The 17791-nt window shown below is 31.6% G+C and carries 15 protein-coding genes; 1 reads left to right on the forward strand and 14 read right to left on the reverse strand.

Translation table 11 applies throughout. The annotated features are described in order from the left end of the window. Position 1: 1 nt before the first annotated feature. The 9 genes from BN1075_RS07680 to BN1075_RS07720 form a co-directional block, all read right to left on the reverse strand. On the reverse strand, positions 2–1642 hold the full coding sequence (locus BN1075_RS07680; RefSeq protein WP_040192545.1) for an ABC transporter permease: 1641 nt from the start codon (positions 1640–1642) through the stop codon (positions 2–4). Beyond that, the gene (locus BN1075_RS07685; RefSeq protein WP_040192546.1) at positions 1635–2348 is read right to left on the reverse strand and encodes an ABC transporter ATP-binding protein; all 714 of its coding nucleotides are present in this window, start codon (positions 2346–2348) and stop codon (positions 1635–1637) included. The genes BN1075_RS07680 and BN1075_RS07685 overlap by 8 nt, the downstream gene beginning before the upstream one ends. 156 nt (positions 2349–2504) lie before the next feature. Further along, entirely contained in the window at positions 2505–3941 is a 1437-nt protein-coding gene (locus BN1075_RS07690) for a DUF4367 domain-containing protein (RefSeq protein ID WP_040192547.1), read from the reverse strand. After that, entirely contained in the window at positions 3934–4473 is a 540-nt protein-coding gene (locus BN1075_RS07695; RefSeq protein ID WP_040192548.1) for an RNA polymerase sigma factor, read from the reverse strand. The genes BN1075_RS07690 and BN1075_RS07695 overlap by 8 nt, the downstream gene beginning before the upstream one ends. 245 nt (positions 4474–4718) lie before the next feature. Beyond that, positions 4719–5867 (reverse strand): anti sigma factor C-terminal domain-containing protein, encoded by a 1149-nt coding sequence (locus tag BN1075_RS07700; protein ID WP_040192549.1) that lies wholly within the window; start codon positions 5865–5867, stop codon positions 4719–4721. Positions 5868–5869: 2 nt separating this feature from the next. Continuing rightward, positions 5870–6367 carry an RNA polymerase sigma factor gene (locus BN1075_RS07705; RefSeq protein ID WP_052406462.1) on the reverse strand — a complete coding sequence of 166 codons (498 nt, stop codon included), beginning with the start codon at positions 6365–6367 and terminating at the stop codon, positions 5870–5872. A gap of 96 nt (positions 6368–6463) precedes the next feature. Beyond that, positions 6464–8284 carry a flavocytochrome c gene (locus BN1075_RS07710; protein ID WP_052406463.1) on the reverse strand — a complete coding sequence of 607 codons (1821 nt, stop codon included), beginning with the start codon at positions 8282–8284 and terminating at the stop codon, positions 6464–6466. Beyond that, positions 8271–9038: a response regulator transcription factor gene (locus BN1075_RS07715; RefSeq protein WP_040192551.1), complete on the reverse strand. Its 768-nt coding sequence runs from the start codon at positions 9036–9038 to the stop codon at positions 8271–8273. Before BN1075_RS07715 ends, BN1075_RS07710 begins: the two co-directional genes overlap by 14 nt. Further along, positions 9023–10768, reverse strand: coding sequence for a sensor histidine kinase (locus BN1075_RS07720; RefSeq protein WP_040192552.1), 1746 nt, complete (start codon positions 10766–10768; stop codon positions 9023–9025). The genes BN1075_RS07715 and BN1075_RS07720 overlap by 16 nt, the downstream gene beginning before the upstream one ends. Positions 10769–10963: 195 nt before the next feature. Here BN1075_RS07720 and BN1075_RS07725 point away from each other — a divergent pair, with 195 nt between their 5' ends. Further along, on the forward strand, positions 10964–13030 hold the full coding sequence (locus BN1075_RS07725) for a flavocytochrome c (RefSeq protein ID WP_052406464.1): 2067 nt from the start codon (positions 10964–10966) through the stop codon (positions 13028–13030). Positions 13031–13167: 137 nt separating this feature from the next. On the opposite strand, the gene BN1075_RS07730 is transcribed toward BN1075_RS07725, so the two are convergent. From BN1075_RS07730 to BN1075_RS07750, 5 genes are all read right to left on the reverse strand, one after another. Continuing rightward, a complete protein-coding gene (locus BN1075_RS07730) occupies positions 13168–13350 on the reverse strand; it encodes a hypothetical protein (protein ID WP_040192553.1) in 183 nt (60 codons plus the stop codon). A gap of 21 nt (positions 13351–13371) precedes the next feature. Next, positions 13372–13767, reverse strand: a complete 396-nt coding sequence (locus BN1075_RS07735) for a YbaN family protein (RefSeq protein WP_040192554.1) — start codon at positions 13765–13767, stop codon at positions 13372–13374. 22 nt (positions 13768–13789) lie between these two features. Then, positions 13790–14092 (reverse strand): nitrous oxide-stimulated promoter family protein, encoded by a 303-nt coding sequence (locus BN1075_RS07740; RefSeq protein WP_040192555.1) that lies wholly within the window; start codon positions 14090–14092, stop codon positions 13790–13792. A 78-nt stretch (positions 14093–14170) separates the two neighbouring features. Continuing rightward, the gene (locus tag BN1075_RS07745; protein ID WP_040192556.1) at positions 14171–15835 is read right to left on the reverse strand and encodes an amino acid ABC transporter ATP-binding/permease protein; all 1665 of its coding nucleotides are present in this window, start codon (positions 15833–15835) and stop codon (positions 14171–14173) included. A 1-nt stretch (position 15836) separates the two neighbouring features. Then, complete coding sequence (locus BN1075_RS07750; protein WP_040192557.1) at positions 15837–17636, reverse strand: ABC transporter ATP-binding protein/permease; 1800 nt, start codon at positions 17634–17636, stop codon at positions 15837–15839. Positions 17637–17791 lie beyond the last annotated feature (155 nt).

A 17791-nucleotide genomic window follows, 5' to 3' on the forward strand; every position in this document is an offset into this window, starting at 1 on the left:
TCTAACAACCAAGTTTGTTAAATAAATTTTCTCCCTTAGTTTTTAAAATGATAACTGATACCACATCTAAAATTGCTAATAACACTGTTATACCTGCTAGATAAACGTAAATATTAGTAATATGAAGGTACTTAATAGAAAGATAACATATTCCTATTACTATTGCCACTAAAATTACCCCCATAAACATACTTACCATGGAGCTTAAGCTTTGCTTAACAACTTGAGTTTCATTCTTCCACTCCATTTTAGGGAAGTATAAATTTATTATTACTCCTGACACTGCAACTAAAACAGCTAAAAGTGTTGGAATTAACAATGTCCACATTGTATTTACGAAGGTTAAATCAAAACCTATCCAGAATAAAATTGTACATAATATTATTGATGGTATTGTAAGTGCTAAATTCACTGCAATTTTACCCTTAAAAATATCAAAAGCTTTAACTGGAGATGACTTTAAAATCCAAAGATTCTTACCTTCTAAAGATATTGATGAGCCTGTTGTACAACTTATTCCTACTCCAAAACATATAAGCATTAAAGGCATAAATTGAAGCATATCCTTCATAGCATTAATTGCCATTGTAATATCAGCATCTCCTGATTGCATCATTATCTTTATAAATCCCTCTGCTCCAACAAAGGCTGCTGCTACTGCTGCCATCAAAACTAGAAGCATACCAACAGAAGTATTCATCACGTAAATTGAAGATGATAGATATCTTCTAAGCTCTTTTTTAAATAAAGCAACTGTAGGTGATGAAGTTTTTAATGAGGTCATTTTATAATTTGATTTCTTAAAGGTTTCTCCTAATCTTAAGTTAATTGATTTAAAGCTCCTGGCAAAGATAGCTACAAAAATTATAAATGGCACTACTGACCAAATAATTAACATTCCGAGAGATGAAACACTTAAATTTGCTAAAGCATCTGCATAATAATATGCTGGTGGAAACACTTTAGTCATAGCTGAAGCTATAGAGCTGCTGTTTGCTATTACATAATTCATTATGTCATTCATCTTGAAAGATGCAGCCATAAATCCAACTAAAAATATAATACTTAAAACCGTTAAAATTGTATTTTTGTGTTTTGTTTTTGATGATATATAGCTTAAACCAAAGGCACATATAGAAGCCACAACTACTGGTAAAAGCGGTACAAATAAAATTGATATAAGCATAAATAAAAAGAATAATGGACTTACACTAGCATTTCTAAAATAAACTATTGATGTAGGAATTAAAACTAATGCTGTGAATAAATAATTTAATAGCAGTAATTCTAACATTTTGCTTGTTAAAACAACGCTTGGCTTTATTGGCAGACTCATTAAGTTCTCAAAATCCTTTGAACCAAATAAAACCCCTTGCGCCTTATAAATAGATGTAAATAATACAAATAAAACGCTCATTATTACTGAACTAATTAATATCAAATCAAGCATTCCAAATTGATTAAGCATCATTGCAAGTCCAGAAGCATATATAACAATCAAAGCTCCAATGGCTATAATTCCAATTAAAAGACTTGCTCCAGCAAAGGTATTTTTTGCTCCACTTCCCTTTGTATTTTTAATATTATTTATTCCTAGCGAATTTATGATATTTGCCTTTAATAAAATTCCAAGTTTACTCATTATCAATCAACTCCATAAATAATTCTTCAAGGCTTCCATCCCCTTTAACCTCTTCAGTCGTTCCTGAAGCTACAATCTTACCACCTTTAATAATTGCAACCTTATCACATAACTTTTCAGCAACCTCTAATACGTGAGTTGAAAAGAATATTGCTCCGCCCTCATCACATAAATCTCTCATGAAACCCTTCAATAAGTGAGCAGCCTTTGGATCTAATCCAACAAAAGGCTCATCTAGTACTAAAAGCTTTGGTTTATGAATTAATGCAGAAATTAAAGCCAGCTTTTGTTTCATACCATGTGAATAAGAAGAAATTACATCCCCAAGAGCTTTAGTAATTTCAAAAGCATCACTATACTTCTTAATAAGATTTTCTCTCTCAGCCTTTGGAACCTCAAAAATATCTCCAATGAAGTTTAAATACTGAATTCCAGTTAAAGAATTATATAAATCAGGATTGTCTGGAATATAAGCAATATCCCTTTTACATGTTAAAGGCTCTTTCTTAATATCATTTCCGTTGATTAAAATAGTACCTTCCTCAAAATCTAAAATACCAACAACAGCCTTTATTGTAGTAGTCTTTCCTGCACCATTATGACCGATGAAACCAAAAATCTCACCTGGTTGCACTTCTATAGAAACGTTGTCTACAACCTTTTTTCCTTTGCTATAGGATTTTGAATAATTTTTTATTGATAACATTAAACCCACATCCTTATACTTTGTTATAGTTGTTATAGTTGTTATATATATAGTATAACAACTATAACAAAACTTCAATAGGCTTGATGATATATTTTTAACACTACTTTCGACATAAAAACTCCAGCAATAAAATTAATTATTGCTGGAGTTTTGCTATGGCATTATTTTTATATAACTCTTACTAACATCTCTAGGATTTGCTACAGTACTAAATCCTAATGTATTAACAGATATATATGCAGTATCTAGATAATCTTCATCAACAGCATAAGCTAAATGAATTTCATAGGTCTCTTTCGCTTTAAAATCAGCAAAATAGTAATGAGTTCCTTGATAATCTCCCTTATCAAAATAGAATGGTCTAGACTCATGTTGAAGCTCATGATTAGAAGGATATATTCCATCTTCATCATGATCGAGACTTTCAATTATATATGTCATAAGCGGTGAAAAAGATGTATCAATTATATCTTCCTCTGAATTGTTAGTTACTTCTAAAGTTACATATACAAATTTCATTCCAACTACTTTAGTCTGTCTATTCATTTTATTGTCAGCCCAGTACTCTCTCTCAAGTCTTTCATATTCTTTTAGTGTGCCATCATCATTTAAATATTGAAGATAGTTACCATATTTATCAATGACATTTTCTATTCTATCGAAATACTCTGGCTTTAGATCTGGTGTTTTATCCATCACCTCAATACTTTTAACAGCATAGCTTAAATCAGACTTTGCTCTATCTATGAAATCATTTCTCTCTTCATCAATACCAAAGAACTCCCGCTCTATAGATTCTTGGATTGTATTGTCAACTACCTCATCTTTGTTATTATCATATCCTGAAGAGTATGCTGGAATATCAACGAAGGAACCTGGTATTTCATTATATGTTATATTTTCAGCAACCTTAATAAGTTCCTCTAAAGGCACGGTTTCATGTCCATATAATTTAATAATTCGACCATCATCTTCATATAAAAGATAGATAATATGTCTAAAATCAATTCCATCTCTAGTAAGAACCTTTGCTTTTACTCCACCTATAGTTTTATCCTCAACACTACTTACATATATATCTTTAAAGTCATATGGACTATATACTGGCAATATTGTAATTCCACCGGTGCTACCACTTCCACTCAGATGATATTTTCCTGGTGTGTCTTTAACCTCTACATATCCTTTCGGTAAATATTGCGGAATAACTTTAATTTCTGGCACCTTATCATTTTTAAATATCGGTTTAACATCTAACGTAAAGGTTCCTGTTTCTTCATTTTTATTAGCTTTAATCTCATATCTTGTTGCAATTCCAAGGGCTGTTATAGAAATAGCTAACATAGCAATAATTGCAACAGATAATATTACAAACCTCTTTCCTCTCCTCTTTCTGCCTACAACGCTTGCTGATAAATCTACATCTATAGTTTCTCCATTAAAACCTTTATACTCATTGATTAATTCTAACTTTCTACTCTCATACTCCTCTGAAAACTTATGTTTTGTTGCTTGATGACTTAACTGATCGATAGACTTTTCCTCCCCTAAGAGATACATTAATTTATCAAATTCATCATTATTATTCATATATATCATCTCCTATGAATTTTTTCACCAACGTCTTTGCTCTTTCATACCGCTTAGCTGCCGTATCTTCCCCAATATTTAAAATTGATGATATTTCTTTATAACTCAGTTCGTAAAAGCAGCGATATTGAATTATTTCTTTATATTTATCTGGCATTGATGAAAGTATCTGTGTAACTAAATGTCTATCTTCAACAGATTTTACTGATGGTATTATATTTTTACTTTCACTTAATTGCCTATCCTCAATCTCTTCTGTGAAAAGCTGACTCTCTTTACGATTTCTACGATATCTATCAATTGCAATATTCTTCACTGTGTACATTACTAATCTCTTAGTTTTAAAGCTCTCTATTCTATTTATGCTTTCTAAATGCGGAATAAGTTTTATAATGGCATCTTGAACCGTATCCTCTGCCTGCTCCACATTATTTAAAATTGAATAGGCTATGCCATACATTTTATTTTCATATACATCGTAAAGCAATTCTAACTTATTCTTTGGTTTTTCATCCTTAATCTGAGCTTCCATTAAATCACCTCATATCCTTTAAGAGTACTCTTATCTAATATAACGAATTATCTATTCTATTCCTGACATACAATTTAACTTTTTCAATTATATGGTATATCAACCCCTCCTTATATTCAATTGAACCTCTTAACTATTCATATAAAAATGACCTTACAGCACAAACTGTAAGGTCATTACCCATGATTTATATTTAGATTTCTAACTAGTTTTTCAAACATTATTCTTCTGATTTATTTATCTATTTATTTACTAAAAATAGATAACTTAGCATCTGTCACAAGAATATTTTCAACTGCTCCATCTTGTCTAAGCTGCATTAACTCCTTAACAGGCATTTTAACAACTACTCCAAAAGTTTTTGCTCCATTTTCTTCCACAAACTCCAATGCACTCTTATAATCTATATGACTATTAATGGCTTCATTAAATTCTTTAGCTTCAGCCATATATTTTAACATACTCTTAAAGTGAATTTCCTTCTGCTCTGGTGTAATTTCACGTCCTGGTGCATTGGATAACTCTAGAAGTGGATATTTTTCCTCATCATAAGTTTCCTTATCAAAAATTATTCCTGTTCCAGTAGGTTCAATTCCAAAATAGTCCATAACTTGATGACTGGTATCAGTAACTCTCACTGGGATATAGGTTATATGAAAATCATTATATTCCTTCTGTAACTTCTCCAATTCCTTTAAATCCAAATCCTTAGGAAAAGATACTGCTGCTTCAACAATTGCGGTATCAGGCAGTTTTCTTAACTCTTCTAAGGCATATTCATCATTAGGTTCGAAATAATTATATTCTGTTCCTCTTGTAAATGAATTACTAAATAAATTACTCTTAAGCATATCCTCATAGTATCCTACAAACTTCCCTTTATCCATAGTAACATAGAAATCTTCAATTACTCCATTAAACTGATATCCAACCTTTAAGTTATATTTTCCATAGCCCTCTGGTGTAATATTGGTATAATTAAACCATTTATTTGCAGTATGGAGTTCCGTGTAGACTGCTAAGGGTAAGTCTATCACACTTGAAAAATCCCCTAATAATTCTCCTGGGTTATAATAAATTTTATTCATAATAGGAGAAAGTCCAAACATCAGAAACAACACAATGGCTAAAACTATTGATCCTACCACAATTCCAAGTTTTCTAAGCTTTTTATTTACTGCCCTTTGAATTAAATTTTTCATATCCATTTCCTTCTCAGAAGTACACCCATATTGCTCCTTTGCGGTCTCATCTTCAAAGAGTTTATCATCCATTTCATCATTTAAATAATCACTTAGCACCCGTATCTTTTCAAGTTCTTCTTCAATCTGTCTACTCTCTTCTTTATCTAATGAACCATCTAAATAAGCTTTGAATTTATCTCTATATGTCATATCTATTCCTCCTCCATAATCTTTAATAGCTTTTTCTTAATTCTAAATAAACTAGTTCTTACCGCTCCGTGAGTAAGACTCATTTGCTGTGCAATATCCTCCTGCTTTAATTCACCAAAATAATAAAGGGTTATTAACTCTCTTTCCTTTATAGGAAGCTGCTGAATAACATAATATAATCTTCGATTTCTCTCTTTTGCAATAAGCTCTTTTAGAATATCAGTTTTGTCGGAGATGGTTTTCACATCAAACTCATCCTCTGAGATAATATTTTTATTCTTTCTCAATGTATCAATGAATAAATTCTTAGCCACTTTATAAAGCCATTGAACTATACCATCGGAAACTTCATCCAATGACATAAAGGCTTTAATAAAGGTTTCCTGCATCAAATCCTCTGCTAACTGCTGATTATGGCAAAGAGATAAAAGATATAAATAAAGTCTTTTGCTATACTTTTCATATATTATTGTTAACGCGTTATTTTCTATCCCCTTCACCACCCTTCAAAGATATAACGTATAACCGTAAAAAATGTTACAAAAATACCTAACAACTTTATTAGATTGTTAGGTATTCCTCAATTAAGTATAATATTACTTATTTCCCACTGGGATAAAAACACCTTCATTATTAACAGCACTTCTAGCTGCAATTCTTCCAAAGGTAACTGTATCCGGGATTGATAACGAACCTAGTCTATTGCCTCCATGAATTCCGCCTGTAACTTCACCAGCTGCATAAAGACCTTCAATTCTGTCTCCATTTTCATTCAGTACTTGAGCTGATATATCAATTTCCACTCCACCCATAGTATGATGAACAGATACTACACTAGCAAACATTATGTATGGTCCTTCTTCTATTTTTCTTAAATCCTTTGTTCGATTAAAATCTAAATCTGCTCCACTTTCAACGAAGCTATTATATCTTTCAACAGTATGTTCCACTTGCTCCACTGGAATATCAAAGAATTTACTACATTCTTCTAAGGTTCCTTTAAAGATAACACCTTGATCATATCCTCTTAAAAGTTCATCTCTATACTTTCCCTCTAAATCCATTTCTTCTATAACTTTGCTATCTATTAATTCATAAGAAGTTGCACTCGGCTGAAATATAGTAGCCTTTGCAATATTATCTCTGGTTTCTTTCTCGTCAACAAAGCGTTTTCCCTCCTTATTGATAAGTAGGGCATTGGACATAAGTCTTGCATAGTCCATAAAATAATAATTTCCTGTGGCTGGATTATTTACTGGATAAAGCTGAATAGCACCCATCCCAATTAAATTAGCTCCGATATTGTCTGCCATAACAATTCCATCTCCAACAATAGCAGGAGAATTAGTCGTTGGAATTGATGCGTCAAGCCTTCCCCACTGCGTATCATACTCCATTCTCATTTCAACATTAGCTCCAAATCCACCCGTTGCAAGAATTACACCTTTATTGCCATAGAATCTTTTTTCTATACCATTATTTATTGCTATAACTCCTATTACTCTTCCATCTTCATTTTGGATAAATTCTTCTGCTCTAGTGTTATATTCTACATTTACCCCCATATCCAATGCCTTCTTAATAAGTGTATCTATATACTTTGGACCATCGCCTTCAGGCCATAGGGTTCTTGCTACTGTATGTCCACCGTACCAAGACTGCTCATCTCTATACTTTACACCAACAAAATCTCTTAGCCATAAAGCATTATCTAATGCATTTTCAACTAAAATTCTAACAAGCTCTGGTTTACCTTGCCTATACCCACCTTCATATATATCATTATAAAATAACTCTACACTGTCATTTTCTATGCCTTCCTCAACTTGAACCCAGTTTCCTGGGGCTGCAAATTCCCCTCCTGACATTCTTGTATTGCCTCCTCCAAAAGGCATTTTTTCAATAATAGTGACACTTTTAGCTCCCAATGAAGCAGCTTCTATAGCTGCAGTGAAGCCTGCACCACCGCCACCAATAATTAAAATTTCACTTTGATAATTATCATCAACATTAGTTTCAACTTCCTCAATAGCTACATTTAATTCTTCATCTACCTCATATTTGCTAAGTGCATTTTTAACCGCAGAAATAAATCCCTTGCTAGTAATTGTTGAGCCTGTAATAACATCAACATCCACAGAGTTTTTAGCCACAATATCATCGATAAGCCTTACCATAGCCTTATCAAAACCTGGGGTTTCATTGTGCTCAATAATCTCTATATGCTTTATCTTCTTATTATTTATAACTACTTCAACCAATATATCTCCACTTTTCCCTTTACCAATTCCTGATAAGGTTACAGCATCTTCAGGCTGTGATTCTATTTTCTCTGAATTTAATTCTATTATTTTCAGAGAGAAAAATGCTATTAGAATTATCAATATGAACCATACAATACCCTTATTCTTTTTCACTATTAACACCCTTTTTTATAGAATTTCTATACTCCTTTGGTGAATAACCAGTATGCTTTTTAAACGCCCTGCTAAAATAATACTGATCAGAATATCCAACACTTTTAGCTATTTCACATACGGTTATTCCATCATTATTTTCTAAAAGCTTAATAGCACTTCTCATTCTAAGCATTGTTATGTATTCAACTAAGCTTTTATCCGTTACAGACTTCATAATTTTAAATAAAGTAGAACGGCTTAAACCAAACTGCTTTTCAATTTGCTCTGAAGAGATATCTTTTCTTGTGTAATTTTCATTAATAAACTTTATAACATTAGTTTTAGTATCACTTTGTGATGGAGAAAACTTATTTAAAATATTTTGAGTTCCAAGACGTTTATCATAATTAATAATAGCCTGCTTTAATACATCATATAACTCCATGTCATCGACAGGTTTAAGAAGATAAAAATCTACATTCTGTCTTATTGCCTCCTGAGCAAATTTAAAACTATCATATCCAGACACAATAATGATAATGCATGCCGAATTTTCTTTTCTTATCTCTCTTATACATTCAAGACCATTCATGAGAGGCATATTTATATCTATAATAATAATGTCTGGAGAAAATTTATTGTTTAACTCTAAAACCTGTGCCCCATTTTCAGCTTTAGCCACCACCTGTATTCCTAAATCAAACTCTTCTATTTGTTCTGACATACCCTCTAAAATATTAATTTCATCATCTGCTACTAACGCTCTATACATTCCTCTTCCCCCTGCCTTGGTATAAGTATAGTTACCTTTGTTCCTATTCCTAATTTACTTTCTATATTTAAACATGCATTATCTCCATAAGCATATTTTAGTCTTTGAAGTATATTTTTCATTCCATAATGGCCTGAATCTACAGCCTTAAGCAAGCTTTCTCTAAGCTTATTCAAGCATTCATCATCCATTCCAATGCCATCATCTTCAACAGTAATTTTAATATAGCCACCCTCACTATATGCTTTAACGAATATATTGCCTTTTGATTCCTTAGTTTTAATTCCATGATAAATTGAATTTTCAACTATAGGCTGAATTAAAATTTTAATAATGGATACTTCTTCTATTTCTTTTTCTATGTCCATTACATAATCTAATTTCTCACCACATCTTGTTTTTTGAATATCCAGATAAGACCTGGTATGCCTGAATTCTTGCTTAAGAGTAATTTTTTCATTTCCATTATTTAAAAATACCCTGAAAAAGTTAGATAAATCCGTAATAGTTTTTGCTACATCATTTGCTCCTTGCTTTTTTGCCATCCACTTAATGTTATCTAGAGTGTTATACAGGAAATGTGGCTTTATCTGTTCTTGTAATATTCGAAGTTCTGCCATTCTACGTTCAGACTGTTCTTCATAAATCTTATCAATAAGCTGAGTAATTTCATCAAGCATTTTATTATAAGAAACTCCTAAGTAATATATTTCATCCTTAGCAGTGCTTGTATTATAATAAGCATCAAGCTGTCCTGCTTCTACTCTGCTCATACAGCTCTGCAATATTTTTATTGGATTTAGTACAGACTTAGTCACATATGCACCTATAAAAATTATAAGTAATATTAAAGCACCAAATAAAAATAAATATCCAATCAACATTTCATTTATTGAATGATTTATTGCACTATCCGTAGTAAGAGTACATAATACCCAGTCAGGATATGACGTCACTGGTGATACAAATAATGTTGAATCTCCTTTTAGTGAATCTAAAGATATCATATCAGAACTCACAATACTTTCGAAATCAATAGTCTTTAACATTTCTTCATCTACATAATTATCATAAAAGTAGTCTAAATCAGTAGTTATAATATCTCCCTGTCTATTCATTATCCATGTCTTACTGCCATATAGTTGAGCAGTATTTACAATTTCTTTTAATCTCACTAATGGAACCGCTGAACATATCAACGATTCCTTTTTACCTGTATACCCCTCAATTGGATAGTAAAACAATATAACTTCACGATTATTATCATTGAGAACAGGTTGTCCAATTATAAATTCCTTATCCTCACTATAGACAAGCATATAATCCTCATACTTAATTAAGTTTTCAGTAGCCTTACTATTTATCCAGCAGAATCCATTCTTACCTATGAAAGAAAAAGTCTCCATGGTTTCTTCATTATTTTTATGAGAATTTGTTACACTTTCAATGATTGGTGTAATCTCTCTCACATCCATAGACCTAACAGCTGGAGTAGTTGATAAAGTTCTATATTCAACCACTCTTTTTTCTATCCACATACTTACTTCAGATGCTTTTGTTTCTACATTCTGACTTATTAAAAACTTTATATTATCTTCATTTCTTGGTTTCACATTAAAGTTTATATACACAAGTAGTGAACCAAAAACAAGTATAGTTGTAATAGAAAAAAACATTATGATTTTTGATTTTATACTTAAATTTTCTACGTAAGCTCTTCTTTTTTTCATTAAATCACGTATCCCCACATAAGATTGTTTAAATTTTAACCATAAATTCATTATACTTACTATGATACAAAAGTACAAATTGTTACACAAAAGTCTAAACAATAGTCCAAACTTCTAAATCATAAGTCCATTTATAGCAATTTTAAACTATGTTAAAATATAAACAAAGTATGATTTAAATTTTGGAGGTAAATTATGAAAAGAGTTATGGCACTTGTCCTTGTTGCTTCTATGCTTATCACAGGCTGTAGTAGCACAGCTGGCAAAGGCGGATCTGATAGTAAATATAAAGCTGGAACATATACTGGGGTTGCAGAGGGATTCGGTGGAGATTTGAATGTTAAAGTTACACTTTCTGAAGATAGTATAACTGCTGTAGAAGTAGTATCACATGGCGAAACTGAAGGAATCGGAACAAAAGCTATAGAATCATTACCTGATGCTATAGTTAAAGCAAATTCAACTGAAGTAGATACTGTTGCTGGAGCAACTGTTTCCTCTAAGGCTATAATTGCAGCCGTTAATGATGCAATAAAAGAATTCACAGGTTCAAAATCAACTGGAAAAATAAAAGATGGTGTTTACACATCTGAAGTAACAGGTTTTCAAGGTCCACTTAAAGTAGAAGTTGCAATAAAGGATTCAAAAATTGCTGAAGTAAAGGTTCTAGAAAACGTTGAAACAAATGGTATCGGAACTAAAGCTCTTGATGCTCTTCCTGCTAAAATTATTGAACATCAATCTGTTGGTATAGATGTTTTAACTGGTGCTACTGTATCAAGTAAAGCCCTGCTTTCTGCTGTTACAGATGCCTTAGAGCAAGCGTGTGCTGATATGAATAAATTCTCTGTTAAGCCAGAGGTTGTTAAAGGTGAAGATCAAACAATCACAGCTGATGTAGTAATCGTTGGTGGTGGTGGTGCTGGATTAACAGCAGCTATCGAAGCTAAAACTCTTGGTGCTAAAAATGTTGTAGTTATAGAAAAAATGGATATTACAGGTGGTAATACAAGACTCTCTGGAGGAGAATATGCAGCTCCAGGAAACTGGGTTCAGATTTCCGAAGGAATTACTGATGATAGTACAGATCAATTCTTTAACGATATCTATGAAGGCGGTTATAAAAAAGGGGACAAGTCACTTATCCAAGTTATTGCTGAAAATGCACTTCCAAATGCTGAATGGCTAAAGGATTTTGTTGGAATTAAATTTAAAGATGAACAATCTTGGTATGGTGGTCACAAAGTTGCACGTACATTATGGCCTGAAGGTGATGGTCCTGTTTATGTAGATACTCTTCAAGCTAAAGCAGAAGAACTTGGAGTAGAGATTTATCTTCAAACTGAAGCAGATACACTTATTAAAAATGAATCAGGCAGAGTTGTTGGAGTTGAAGCAACTCATAAAAATGGTTCAAAATATACCTTCAATGCAAATAATGGAGTAATCTTAGCAACTGGTGGTTTTGGATCTAATGTAGAAATGCGTGAAGAATATAACGAATTATGGCCAACCTTAGATGCAAGCATACCTACGACAAACAGCCCTGCTATCACTGGTGACGGTATTGAGATGGGACAAGAAATCGGTGCTAATGTAACTGGTATGGGATTAATTCAACTATACCCTGTAAATAACCCTGCTACAGGTAACTACTACTACATCGACTATGCACGTCTTAATTCAACTGCCTTACTTTTAAATAAAGAAGGTAAGCGTTTTGTAAATGAAAAAGGTACTAGAGATGTTATATCTGAAGCAACTCTAAATCAAACAGATAGCATGGTTTACGAACTTATTGATGCATCTGTAGTTGAAGAACAAAAACTATATGAAAAATATCAAACTGAAATAGATAAATGTTTAAAACAAGGTGTATTAGCAATTGGAACTATTGAAGAAATTTCTGAGCACTTTGACATTCCTGCTGATGAAGTTAAAGCTTCTATCGAAAGATATAACTCTTTAGTTGACTCTGGAACTGACACTGACTTTGGACGTACAGACAACTTTAACAAAATTGGAGAAGGTCCATATTTCATGTTCTCAAGTGTTGTTTCTGTTCACCATACCATGGGTGGATTAGAAATCGATGCTGATGCAAGAGTAAAAGATACTAATGGTAATGTAATCCCTGGGCTTTATGCAGCTGGTGAAGTTACTGGAGGTATCCATGGTGGAAACCGTCTTGGTTCTGTTGCCGTTGCTGATACTGTTGTATTTGGACGTGTTGCTGCTAAGAGCTGTGTAGAAGGTAAATAAACTTAAAATTTATTATATAAAAACAACCCAAATAAAAACCAACTTGCAATCACCTTGTAAGTTGGTTTTTTAAATATTTTACATATTTAATTCTCATAATAATATACTTAAATTTTCTCCACTCTATTCTCTCGATTTTATATTGTTACTTCAACATTACTATCAAGATTTTCTATTTGTATGCTTGTCTTTTTCTTAGTTGCTCCACTATTTACATCCGTTGATTTTTTAATAATTCCCCATCCAGATATACCTAATAGTATGACTAAAATCACTAAAATACCTAATTTATATTTAAACTTAATCTTCTTATTCTTCATTCGTAAAATTCCCTTCTTTCATTAATCCTCAAAACTCTGAATTGAAGGTTTGATAGTCTTTATTTTAAATGTAAAATAATAAAGCTTAAAAACTATCACCATTATTAGTACTACTCTCATAGCCATAACATCTACTAAAAATAAAGGAATCGCTATCATAGTATCAGCAAAAGCCAATATACATATTTTTTGTTTTAAAGTCATAGCTCTCTCATTAACAAAACTCTCTAAGTGTTTTTTATAAAGTTTTGTACCTTTAAACCAATTATTAAATTTATCTGATCCTCTAGCAAAACAAAAGGATGCTAATAATAAAAATGGTGTTGTTGGCAGAATCGGAATTATAACTCCTATAGATCCTAAAACAAAGGCTATTAACCCTATGGTTATATAAATGTATTTTTTTATTTTACTCATACTACTTCTCCTCACTTATCTTCTAATAAAACATATGTCTTATTAATTCTATTGGATTGTAAATTATCAATCTTGGCCCTGAAAATTTCATAACATCTTTCACTTTAGCCTTCATATCCTTCTTATAGCAATGAATTGGACATTTAGAACATGTGGTTTTTTCATCACCAAACTTACAAAGAGCTAATCTTTTATGAGCATATTCTAAAAGCTCCTTACACTCATCACATAAGCCGTTCTTAGATTTGTGCTTTTTACTACAATATATATTTATCATTAACTCTATAACTTTTTTTTCCTTTTCAACTCTTCCTAATTTAGTCATATTTTTACCTCACTTGATAATCATTATCAACGTAACCTCTAAATAAAGAGCTTGTTATTCAAGCCCTTTATTACTCAGTTAAACTATTTTTTTATTTTCTAACTTGTAGGTTTTATTACAAATTGCTGTAGTTGATTTTCTATGAGAAATTAGAATAATTGTCTTATCCTCACAATTTTCTTTAATTGCTTTTAATATTTCTCCTTCATTTAAGGTATCTAAATTACTTGTAGGCTCATCTAAAATAAGGATATCTCCATCTCTTAAGAATGCTCTTGCCAGACCAATTCTTTGCTTTTCTCCTGAAGAAAGATTTCCTCCAAGTTCTCCAACCTTAGTTTTATATCCTTTAGGAAGAGTTTCAATGAAGTTATGGATAGAAGCCTTTTTAGCTGCTTCAATAACCTGCTCCTCTGTTGCATTTAAATTACCTATTTTAATATTTTCCTCTATGGTATCATCAAATAAGTAAGTTTCCTGACTTACTAAGGTCTGTGTTTTCCTAATAGACTCTGTATTAACGCCTTTAATATCTTTATTATCTAATTTAACAGTTCCCTTATTCGCATCCCAGAACCTCATAATAAGTTTAATAAAGGTACTCTTTCCTATTCCACTTTCACCTATTAAAGCAATTTTATCGCCCTTTTGTATATCTATTGAAGCTTCATTAAATATCTTTTCTTTTCTATTTGGATAGTTAAAAGTTACCTTATCATATTCAACAACTTTCCCTTCTATTGACACTCCATCAGTAACTTCTTCAACCTGTGGTGCCTCATCTAATAACTCAAAAATTCTCTCTGCACAAGCAAAGGTTTGAAGCAGTGTATTAGAAAGATTGCTTAAGGCAACTACTGGTCCAAAGGATGAAGCTATTATTACTATTCCCACCAGCATCCATGTAAAGGATAGGTTTCCTGCTGAATATTCAAAGAAGCCCACTCCAACGAAAGTTAAAATAGCAATCATTATTGTTAAATCTGTGATAGCTCTGATAATCCCCTCATGCTCTTTAATTTTATCTAAGCTCTCATTTAATCTCTTAGAATTATTGTTTATTTGATTTAATCTTTCTTCACCATTTTTAAACAAAAGAACTTCTCTTAAACCTCTTAAGGCATCAAGAATGTAAGAGTTACTTTCTCCAAAGATATTTCTATACTGTACTCCAGCATCCTTAGCTAAAGCTGAAGATGCATATGGAATTATAAATCCTACTATTAAGAAAAATACTACTGATAAAATTCCAAACCATGGATTTATTACAAATAAAACGGCTGCTATTATAGTGTTGGTTCCGATAGCTATCGCAATTGGTGCTATAGTGTGAGCATAAAATACCTCTAAAAGCTCTATATCAGAGGTAATAAGAGAAATTAAATTTCCCTTTTCTTTTCCTTCAAGCTTTGCTGGTGCTAATCTTCTTAACACTGTAAACATCTTATCTCTTAAAATATATAATATTTTAAAAGCAATGTAGTGCCCCGATAACTGCTCTCCATATCTTAAAAAACCTCTAAATAAAGCACATACTGCCATTACAATCATTGCACCTTTAAAAGTTATAAAGGTTACATCACCTATAAATGCTCCAATAGCAATTGCTCCAAAGCTGGCTATAGAAATTGATGCTAAAAATCCTATTATACCTAAGGTTATTGTAATCAACATTATAGGAGCTAATGGCTTGAGTTCAACTATTAATCTCTTCATTATCTGGAAGCCTGATCGTCTCTTCATATTAACAAACCTCCCTTACTTCTTCTAATTTATTTTGATTTTTTATCATTGATGAGTAATATCCATTTAATTTATTTAACTCTTCATGATTTCCTTTTTCAACTAAATTTCCTTTATTCATAACATATATCTCTTTTGCTTCCTTAACGTTAGCCAATCTATGAGATATAACTAATATGGTCTTTTCCTTTGAAAGCTCATATATAGCCTCCCAAATGCTTTCTTCACTTTCTACATCAATGTTTGAAGTAGCTTCATCAAAGATAATCATTCTTCTATCTGCAAGTACGGCTCTAGCCAAAGCTAATCTCTGTTTTTGTCCCCCAGATAAAGCATTTCCACCTTCACCAACATTTGTTGAAAGTCCGTCCTTTAAAGACTTAACAAAGTCATATAATCTAGCAGTTTTTAAAGCTTCTTCTATTTGTTTTTTAGATGCATCCTTATTTCCCATAAGCAGGTTGTCTAAAATTGTTCCATTAAATATATAGCTGTTTGTACTTACTAATGCTATGTTTTCATAAATACATCCTGACGCTATATTCTCAACATTGGTATCATTAATTGATATTTCTCCATCTGTCACAGTATGACTATTTAGGATTAAAGATGCTATAGTACTTTTTCCTGAACCACTTTCCCCTACTATAGCTACCAAGCCCTTTGGTGAAATTTCCATATTAATATTATTTAATACCTTTCTCTCCCCATCATAGCTAAAGGATACATTCTTTACTGCTACAGCAAGTTCATCAAACCTTGTATCTTCTGGTATTTTTATTTCCTTATTTTTTTCTTCTGCATCTAGAATTCCAAACATTCTATCTGAAGCAGCCATACCATTCATAGCTATGTGGAAGTAGGATCCTAATAACCTTAATGGGATAAAGAATTCAGAAGAAAGCAGAATTATGATTAGCAGACTTCCAATTAATATTTCTCCTCTACTAAATTGTATTAAAGCTACAATTGTACCTGCTGCTGAACCACCAAAGGCAACTAAATCCATTATAGTTATAGAATTAAGTTGCATACTTAACACCTTCATGGTAATTTTTCTAAAGCCTTCAGCTTCTTCATTCATCCTTATATGCTTCTCTTCATCTATATTAAATACCTTTAAGGTAGTTAAGCCTTGTAAATTCTCAAGGAAGGTTCCTCCAAGATTTGAATAGCTCTTCCAATAATTCTTTAATATTCTCTTAGCAATTTTCATGATAGCTACTATTGATAATGGAATTAAAGGTACACATAGTATAAATACCAATGCAGCTTTAATTGATATAAAGCTCATGAAAATAAATAAAGTAATTGGTACTAAAAGTGCATATATAAATTGTGATAAATACTTTCCAAAGTATATTTCTAATTGCTCTATTCCTTCAACCATTACTTGTACAACTGCTGAAGTACTTTCAACAGAACTGTAGCCTGTACCAAGAGTTAATAACTTTTTATAAATCAACTCTCTTAGTTGAACCCTTGCTGTTGATGATGCTAGATTTGAAAACTTAGCATATAAGATATTACATACAACTCTTGTAATCAATAAGGCTATAATAATACCTAACGCCACTGCTAAAGATACATTTCCCATAACCTTAAATTCCAATGCTGCCGAAATTAAACCTTTCTCTGCAATCTTTAGGGTTTCACCTAAATATATCTTGTTTATAAAATTTCCAATAAAAAACACTATTATAATGTTGCATAATACCGCTATCCAATTAACTAAAACAGTTAATCCAATATATTTTTTTGAATCTCCACAAAGGTTTATCAACCTTTTATTAATCATCATAATATAGCCCTCCAAACTTTTTATTTATGTATAATCGATTTTACAAGTCAATTGATAATTGTTATTATCTACCTTATAATATATTAAATGATAACCATTTTCAATAGTTTTATATTATCATTTACATTTAATTATAAAAAAACAGCACTAAATTA

The sequence above is a fragment of the Clostridium culturomicium genome (assembly GCF_000821305.1).
Taxonomy (GTDB): Bacteria; Bacillota; Clostridia; order Clostridiales; family Clostridiaceae; genus Clostridium_J; species Clostridium_J culturomicium.

What these genes read in the sequence shown, in the direction of transcription:
- BN1075_RS07680 (WP_040192545.1), bottom strand. Translation starts at nt 1,642, where the DNA reads ATGAGTAAACTTGGAATTTTATTAAAGGCAAATATCATAAATTCGCTA.
- BN1075_RS07685 (WP_040192546.1), bottom strand. Translation starts at nt 2,348, where the DNA reads ATGTTATCAATAAAAAATTATTCAAAATCCTATAGCAAAGGAAAAAAG.
- BN1075_RS07690 (WP_040192547.1), bottom strand. Translation starts at nt 3,941, where the DNA reads ATGAATAATAATGATGAATTTGATAAATTAATGTATCTCTTAGGGGAG.
- BN1075_RS07695 (WP_040192548.1), bottom strand. Translation starts at nt 4,473, where the DNA reads ATGGAAGCTCAGATTAAGGATGAAAAACCAAAGAATAAGTTAGAATTG.
- BN1075_RS07700 (WP_040192549.1), bottom strand. Translation starts at nt 5,867, where the DNA reads ATGACATATAGAGATAAATTCAAAGCTTATTTAGATGGTTCATTAGAT.
- BN1075_RS07715 (WP_040192551.1), bottom strand. Translation starts at nt 9,038, where the DNA reads ATGTATAGAGCGTTAGTAGCAGATGATGAAATTAATATTTTAGAGGGT.
- BN1075_RS07720 (WP_040192552.1), bottom strand. Translation starts at nt 10,768, where the DNA reads ATGAAAAAAAGAAGAGCTTACGTAGAAAATTTAAGTATAAAATCAAAA.
- BN1075_RS07725 (WP_052406464.1), top strand. Translation starts at nt 10,964, where the DNA reads ATGAAAAGAGTTATGGCACTTGTCCTTGTTGCTTCTATGCTTATCACA.
- BN1075_RS07730 (WP_040192553.1), bottom strand. Translation starts at nt 13,350, where the DNA reads ATGAAGAATAAGAAGATTAAGTTTAAATATAAATTAGGTATTTTAGTG.
- BN1075_RS07735 (WP_040192554.1), bottom strand. Translation starts at nt 13,767, where the DNA reads ATGAGTAAAATAAAAAAATACATTTATATAACCATAGGGTTAATAGCC.
- BN1075_RS07740 (WP_040192555.1), bottom strand. Translation starts at nt 14,092, where the DNA reads ATGACTAAATTAGGAAGAGTTGAAAAGGAAAAAAAAGTTATAGAGTTA.
- BN1075_RS07745 (WP_040192556.1), bottom strand. Translation starts at nt 15,835, where the DNA reads ATGAAGAGACGATCAGGCTTCCAGATAATGAAGAGATTAATAGTTGAA.
- BN1075_RS07750 (WP_040192557.1), bottom strand. Translation starts at nt 17,636, where the DNA reads ATGATGATTAATAAAAGGTTGATAAACCTTTGTGGAGATTCAAAAAAA.